Annotated in this window: 6 protein-coding genes and 1 pseudogene; 3 read left to right on the plus strand and 4 right to left on the minus strand. The window is 34.4% G+C overall.

From position 1 onward, the window contains the following. From AB4Y90_RS12860 to AB4Y90_RS12870, 3 genes and pseudogenes are all read left to right on the plus strand, one after another. Positions 1 to 127: pseudogene (locus AB4Y90_RS12860) on the plus strand (SAM-dependent methyltransferase); the annotation flags it as partial. Between the two features lie 373 nt (positions 128 to 500). Beyond that, on the plus strand, positions 501 to 1,490 hold the full coding sequence (locus tag AB4Y90_RS12865; protein ID WP_441557969.1) for a DUF2891 domain-containing protein: 990 nt from the start codon (positions 501 to 503) through the stop codon (positions 1,488 to 1,490). Between the two features lie 163 nt (positions 1,491 to 1,653). Next, entirely contained in the window at positions 1,654 to 3,537 is a 1,884-nt protein-coding gene (locus AB4Y90_RS12870; RefSeq protein ID WP_441557970.1) for a PEP/pyruvate-binding domain-containing protein, read from the plus strand. A 199-nt stretch (positions 3,538 to 3,736) separates the two neighbouring features. Here the strand turns inward: AB4Y90_RS12870 and AB4Y90_RS12875 are convergent, their stop codons facing one another. The 4 genes from AB4Y90_RS12875 to AB4Y90_RS12890 form a co-directional block, all read right to left on the minus strand. Then, positions 3,737 to 4,294, minus strand: a complete 558-nt coding sequence (locus AB4Y90_RS12875) for a DUF4956 domain-containing protein (RefSeq protein ID WP_441557971.1) — start codon at positions 4,292 to 4,294, stop codon at positions 3,737 to 3,739. Positions 4,295 to 4,451: 157 nt separating this feature from the next. After that, positions 4,452 to 5,906, minus strand: coding sequence for a sigma 54-interacting transcriptional regulator (locus AB4Y90_RS12880; protein WP_441557972.1), 1,455 nt, complete (start codon positions 5,904 to 5,906; stop codon positions 4,452 to 4,454). A gap of 157 nt (positions 5,907 to 6,063) precedes the next feature. After that, a complete protein-coding gene (locus AB4Y90_RS12885) occupies positions 6,064 to 7,206 on the minus strand; it encodes a vWA domain-containing protein (protein WP_441557973.1) in 1,143 nt (380 codons plus the stop codon). 113 nt (positions 7,207 to 7,319) lie between these two features. Continuing rightward, the coding region (locus tag AB4Y90_RS12890) for a hypothetical protein (RefSeq protein ID WP_441557974.1) at positions 7,320 to 7,612 on the minus strand (293 nt) is incomplete at its 5' end.

Genomic DNA, 7,612 nt, shown 5'->3' on the forward strand with positions numbered 1-7,612 from the left:
GCTTTGTATCGCTGCGAATATCAATGATCCGGAACATGAGTTTATCAAAACAAAAACAATAAAAGACTGGCAAAACCAAAAGCCGGAACTGCATAAAATTCCTGCTGTATTTGTTTTAGGTAAGTAAAGTCATTGTGAGGAACGAAGTGACGAATCAATCTTAAACTTATTTGTTTAACCACAAAAGACACAAAAGATTTAGATATTTTTCAATAAACTATAAAAGAACACATAAGTTTTCAAAAATCTTTGATTTTTATTCTTTTGAGAGCTTCGAATATTTCTTTTGCCTCTTTTATGGTAAAAAAAAATTAGTTTATAATTTTAATTGTTAAAATAAATTCTCAGATTTTCCTCAATCAATTCTGTGAATTTCTTCAAACAATGTTCGAAATCTAAATTACTTTTATATTTTTATTGGATGAAAAAAAAGTCTTTTAGCATTTGCATTTTCTCCGTTTTTAGTTTTTGCCCAGGAAAACCCGAAACTGACGGATGAAATGGCAGTGAAATTATCAGAAAAACCGCTTCACTGCATCAATCAGGAATATCCGAACAAAACAGCGCATATTATTAATAATGCCAATGAAGTTCCTTTAAGCCCGAAAGATCTGCATCCGAGTTTTTATGGCTGTTTCGATTGGCACAGCTCAGTTCATGGTCATTGGATGTTAGTTCGATTGCTAAAAACAAAACCGAACTTATCGGTTGCTAAAGACATTGAGAAAATACTTGATAATTCATTTACAAAAGAAAATCTACAAACTGAAGCTGATTATTTTTCAAAATATCAGTTAACAACAACTTTCGAAAGAACGTACGGTTGGGCTTGGTTATTAAAACTAGACGAAGAATTGGTGACCTGGAATCATCCGAAAGCTAAAATCTGGCATCAGAACCTAAAACCTTTAACGGATAAAATTCTGAGTTCCTGGAAAACCTATCTTCCGAAACAAACTTATCCCAACAGAACCGGGGTGCATCCAAACACAGCTTTTGCAATGGTTTTTGCCTTAGATTGGGCAAGAGCAACAGGTGATAAAACTTTTGAAAACGAACTGATCGAAAAGGCAAAATATTTCTATTTAAATAATACCAAAACTCCGGCATATCTCGAACCGGATGGTTCAGATTTTTTCTCGCCAAGTTTAGAAATTGCAGATTTAATGAGAAGAATTCTTCCTCAAAAGGAATTTGTAAAATGGCTCGATAATTTTTACGAAAAAAGAAGCATCGAAAATATTGAGAAAATACCAGTAGTAAGTGATCTCAGCGATTATCAAACCGTGCATTTGGTGGGGCTTTCTTTCACAAAAGCATGGTGTATGAAAGGTATTGCAAAATCTCTTCCCGAAAATCATCCGCTGAAAAAGAAATTTCAGAAAACAGCCAATATCTTTTTAAATAACGGGCTTCCATTGCTGTTTCAAGGGAATTATGGAGGAGATCACTGGTTGGCAAGTTTTGCAGTCTACGCTTTGGAAGATTAAATTTTTTTTAAAATAAGAGTTTATTTTAGAAGCTTAATCCCGCTATCCACTATATCTTTTGTTCCGCTTTGCTTCACAAAAGGATGCCGTTCCTATCGGGGCTAATTACTATTTGCCACATTCAGGATATTTTCTACATTTGTGAGGTAATCTTCACAAAAAAATGAAAAATATTTTATTGTTCCTATTTCTGGCTTTCCCGTTTTTATCATATTCGCAGGATAATTACGTACATTCTGTTACCAAAAAGCAGCAGTTTATTAATCTTGCCGGAAAACCGCTTACCGATAAGTTTACCAACATGAAATCGGTAAAAGTGGTTTACGACTACGATGCCAGAAAAATGTATTTTTTCAACAGTACAAGATACACTTATCATTATGATTTTTGTACTCAGGTTTTGGGTTACGGTCATGATATCGGAGAATTTAATAAAGAATCTTACAACCCGACCAATAAAAGAACATATCTTCTTGCCAATATCAATTATCTGGAAGATTCTGATGATTGGGTAATGGAGCTCGCTGCTTCTGATGAGATGAATGCAGGCCTTATCAATTTCTTTTTTAAGGAAGTCAATAAAAACGTATTCTTTAAAGATAAGCTCAGGTTTTATCTGAATTCTCCGCATGTAATCACTTTAAATTCTAAAAACCAGCTTAAAATTCCAACGGTTTTCTCAGATTTTATTTTTAAAAGAATTACCGAGCAGTCGATTGAGAACGCTTCTAATGTTGGAGTTTTAAAGAAATATGACCTGTTGAAAAAAGAAGATTTTAATCCTAAATCTGATGAGATTATCATCATCAATACTACGCCCGAGTTTATTCCTACCGTTCGCGGAATTATTATTACCGAACTTCAGACTCCTTTAAGTCATTTGGTTTTGCTGGCGAAAAACAGAAATATTCCGGTTTATGTGGATACAAAAGTTTGGGATAAACAGTCTGTCAATAATCTTTTAGGTAAGAAAGTAGAGCTGATTACTAAAGAAAATTCATATTCATTAAAAGCTTCACAAAAACCAATTCCTGCTAAAAAAGCAGTGAAAGAAATTGTTCTGAAAAAAGACCTTTCAGTTACCCATCTTGTTGATCTGGAAAAAACGACCCCTTTAAATATTGTAAATTCTATTGGTTCAAAAGCTACAAATCTCGGGCTTTTGAAGCAGATTCAAAAAGAATTGAAATCATATAAAACTCCGGAATATGCTTTTGCCATTCCGTTTTATTTTTTTGACCAGCATATTAAGGAAAATCATTTTCAGGATAAAATCAATGCATTGTATGCGATTCCGAAAGATTCTGTAAAACTTTTGGAAAAAGAACTGAAAGCATTCAGGAAAGTGGTGAAAAGCTCAAAAGTGAATCCCGAACTTTTGAAGAAAATAGAAGAAAAACTCAATGCTCAAACTGATTTTAAGAATTTCAGATTCCGTTCTTCAACTAATGCCGAAGATATGGAAGGATTCAACGGAGCCGGATTATACGATTCTAAAACTGCCATCATCGGAGATGCCGATAAAACCATAGAAAAAGCGATCCTGGATGTGTGGTCGAGCTTCTGGAACTTCCGTGCTTTTCAGGAAAGAGATCTTTTCGGAATCAATCATGAAAGCYGTGCGATGGGCGTTTTGGTGCATCGTTCTTTTCCCGATGAAAAAGCTAACGGAGTTTTGGTAACAAGAAATTTATACCGTAAACAATATTATGGGATTAACGTAAATGTTCAGTTGGGCGAAGAATCTGTCGTAAAACCAGAACCCGGAGTAACCTGTGATGAATTTTACTGCCATAATTTCAACGGATTTGGTTCGTTTGTGGTTGATTATCGTTCCACATCAAGCCTGAACAACGGAAAACCGATTCTTACAGAAGCTGAAATTAAAAAACTGTTTGATATTTCTCCGGTGTTAGAAAGAAAATTATATCTTCTTTGGCAAAAACGGAAAATGGCAAAAAGAAGCTATCCTTTGGATATCGAATTCAAATATCTGGGAGACGGAAAGCAATTGTACATAAAGCAGGCAAGAGCTTATATGGATTGATTTTTTTTGTTTAATATCTCTCGCAGATTGAGCTGATTTTGCAGATAATTCTATTAAAAAAATCTGCGTAATCTCCTAATTTGCGAGATACTTTTTTTTATTAAAGTGTGTTTGTCATTCTGTAGGAATCACAAGATTAGATTCCTACGGATAATAAACTTTATGATTATTACTACTTTAAATTTTCAATAATAAAATTCTAATGCGAAACCTTTAAAATCACAATATTGTCATTCAGGTTAATGGTTTTAATATTGTAGCTGAAGTTTTTAAGCTTGGTTTTCTCGGTTAAAACTTTTCTGCGCTCTGATTCTTCAAGCTGGAGAAAGTCTAAAGATGAAATGACCTCGATTGAATTTTTTTCTGAAACAATTGGCGATTTTTTTTCAAAATAATTTAATATTAAATAAATTACAACAATCGAAATGTTAATTCCTAAAAGAATTTCGAGATTTTTAATGGGTAAAAGTCCGTCTAAAAGAGAAAGTGTAATCGAAACAAAAAGAAAAACAATCGTCTGAATTGTAAAAGTTTCTGTTCTGAAACGCAAAATCGAAAAGATGGCAAAAAGCCCGAAACCCACACCGAGACTGTATTCTGCTTTGATAAAAACCAAACACATAAAAAATGTACAAACGCTGATCAATCCTAAAAGCGGATGCAACCTGATATTCCGGTTTCTGTTTGAAAAATAATAAAGTGTATAAATCGATAGGCAAAGTATCGCTAAACGTTCAAAGAGTTCCTGTAGTTCCAAAATTGTGCTTTAATTTCCGACAAATATACAATGTAGAATGAATGATTCTTAGAAAATATTTTTCGTTGAAAATAAAGATAGCGCTCTTACGGAGCGCCATCTTTTAATTATTTTACATTTTCTACACAGATTTTACTTCGATGGAGCAAACCAACAATTAATTTCTGAACAATTGTCTTACATCGGCAGAATCGAAAGTGTAAGTTGCACTGTTTTCAGATTTATCTAATTTTTTACTGATCGTCAAAGCCCAAAGAACCAGTTCTTTGCAGAAGTTTTTATCTTCTTTACTAAATTCGGATGCATTTTCTTCTACAACGGTTGTTAACGGAGTAATCTTGTTCAGCTTTGCATAAAATTCTTCGTCGGTGTCTGTGTAATTTAGCTCCAGTTGATTTTTATTAAACCAATGAATCAAATCAGTGTAAGGAGTTTTAATACCTTCTTTTTCAAGTTTAGAAATGCGTGGGAAAATACTTTCAAACTGGATCATCACAGCTTGATCAATTAAAATTTTTGCAACATAATCTGCACCTTCCTGTTCTCCTTCATAGACCAGTTCAATTTTTCCGGTTATCGACGGAATAATCGACATAAAATCTAATAAACGAACAGAAGTTTTTTCGGCTCCGGTTTCTATCAGACGCAATTTTGCTGCAGCTACCAGATTTTCCATTGCACTGATTGTTAAACGAGCGCTTACGCCACTTTTTGCATCAACATATTCGCTGTCACGAGCAGCAAATGCAACTTCTTCCAAAAGATTTTTTGCCAGATCAGGAATCTGAATTTTTGCCTTATCTTCCACAGAAACCAGAGCTTCCTGTTCGGTAACTTGTTTTGCTAAAGCTATAGTTTTTGGATAATGCGTAAAAATCTGTGAACCGATTCTGTCTTTTAATGGTGTAACAATACTTCCTCTGTTGGTGTAATCTTCCGGATTTGCCGTAAACACAAACTGAATATCCAAAGGCATTCTCAACTGGAAACCACGAATCTGAATATCGCCTTCCTGCAAAATATTAAACAAAGAAACCTGAATTCTTGCCTGTAAATCGGGTAATTCGTTTAAAACAAAAATCGAACGGTTGGCTCTCGGAATCATTCCGTAATGCAAAACACGCTCGTCGGAATAAGGTAATTTTAAAGTTGCTGCTTTGATAGGATCGATATCTCCGATCAAATCGGCAATGTTTACATCGGGAGTTGCGAGTTTTTCAAAGAATCTGTCGGAGCGGTGAACCCATGAAATTGGTGTTTCATCTCCTAATTCTGCAATCAGATCTCTCGCATATTTTGAAATCGGCTGAAACGGGTTGTCATTAATTTCAGAGCCTTTCACAATCGGCATATATTCGTCTAAAAGATTAACCATGCTTCTTGCTATTCTGGTTTTTGCCTGTCCGCGCAAACCTAAAAGATTAATATGATGGCCCGCCAAAATTGCTTTTTTCAATTGCGGAACAACAGAATCTTCGTAACCCCAAAGTCCTTCAAAAACATTTTCTTTTGCTTTTATTTTTGCTATTAAATTTGCCTGGATTTCCTGACTGATGGTTTTATCTGTATATCCTGAATTTTTTAATTCTTTAAATGTTGTATCGTTTTTCATTTTTGTAATGATGTTGTTTTTTATGGTTGGATGTTGGATGATGGAAGCTGGAGGTTAGATTAATTAAGAAATCAAAAGATGGCTTAACATGAAGTTTTTGCAAACATTAAATTGTAAACTTCACAAACACCCCACATCCAGCTTCCCACATCCAACTTTATATTCTCTTTATCCTGTTTTTTTCGTAATCTTCAAAAATCATCTGTCCTAAACCTGAAAGTCCGGTTAAGAAAGCTTTTCCTTTATTCTGAGCGGTAAATGCATTCACAAACTGTCGCAAATATGGGTCTTGCGCAATCATAAATGTGGTAATCGGGATTTTCAGTTTTCTTGCCTGTGCAGCTTTGTTGAGGCATTCGGTGACAATTTTATGATCAAGACCTACACTGTTCATGTAGTACTCTCCATTAGGTAATTTCAGACAACTTGGTTTTCCGTCGGTAATCATAAAAATCTGCTTGTTGGTATTTCTTTTTCTGCGGAGAATATCCATTGCTAATTCCAGCCCTGCAACGGTATTCGTATGATAAGGTCCGACTTGAAGATAAGGCAAATCTTTAATTTTTATCGGCCAAGCTTCGTTTCCGAAAACAATGATGTCGATAGAATCTTTTGGGTATTTTCTTTTAATTAATTCCACCAAAGCCATTGCTACTTTTTTGGCAGGAGTAATTCGGTCTTCGCCATACAGAATCATCGAGTGACTGATGTCGATCATCAAAACTGTGCTCATTTGAGCTTTATGTTTTGTTTCTTCCACGATGAGGTCATCCTCGGTCATTCGCAAATCTGAAATTCCGTTGTTGATTTGGGCGTTTTTCAGGCTTTCGGTCATATTTACCGTTGATAAATCGTCGCCGTATTGGAAATTTCGATTTTCACCGTCACGTTCGTCACCAATTCCTGTTTTTGTGGTTCTGTGATTTCCTATTCCGCTTTTCTTAAGTTTCCCGAAAATTTGATCTAAGGCATATTCACGTAAAGCAGCTTCCAGTTTAGCGGTGAGGATGTTTTTACCTTTTCCGTTTCCGGAATTTCCATCTTCGGAATCTTCTTCTTTCTTAATGTATCCCCGCTTTCTTAAGTCTTCTTCAAAATCCTCAAGTGTGTATTCATCGCTGAAAATATCATATTCTTTATCGAGCATATCGAGCCATTCAAAAGCTTCCTCAATATCTCCTGAAGTATGTGTTAAAAGATCTTTGAAAACATCGAAAACCCTGTCAAAATGCGAAATTTCTTCGGGAATATGTTTGCTGAAAGTAAAGCCTTGATGAAAATTAAAATCTTTATTTGTCATTAGGTTGTTCTACTGTTTTGAAGAGACAAGTTAGGGAAATATTGTAAGAAGAATAGGTTTTAGAAAATAGAAAATTTTGATGATTCTGATAGTTACATATAATTTGATTTTAATTAACGTTGTCTTAAATCTTGAAATCCAACTTCTAATGATTTAAATCTTTTCGTCTTTCTGTTAAATTGATATTGGTTAGTTATCTGATAATCTGTTTTTTCTTCAATCTTCTCATCAAGTAACAAGAGTTTGTTTTGCTCTAATAAATATTTTCCAAAATAATGTCTACTTTCTCCATGCCAATATTCATTTATCTCAAAAGTATTGTCCTTGAACAATTTTACTTCATATCCGATTTGTTTTAGCATAAAATTATGTGGAACGTAAAGTTTCATCTGAACTTGTTTTTCAG

The organism is Chryseobacterium sp. 2TAF14, from assembly GCF_052115105.1.
Lineage (GTDB): Bacteria > Bacteroidota > Bacteroidia > Flavobacteriales > Weeksellaceae > Chryseobacterium.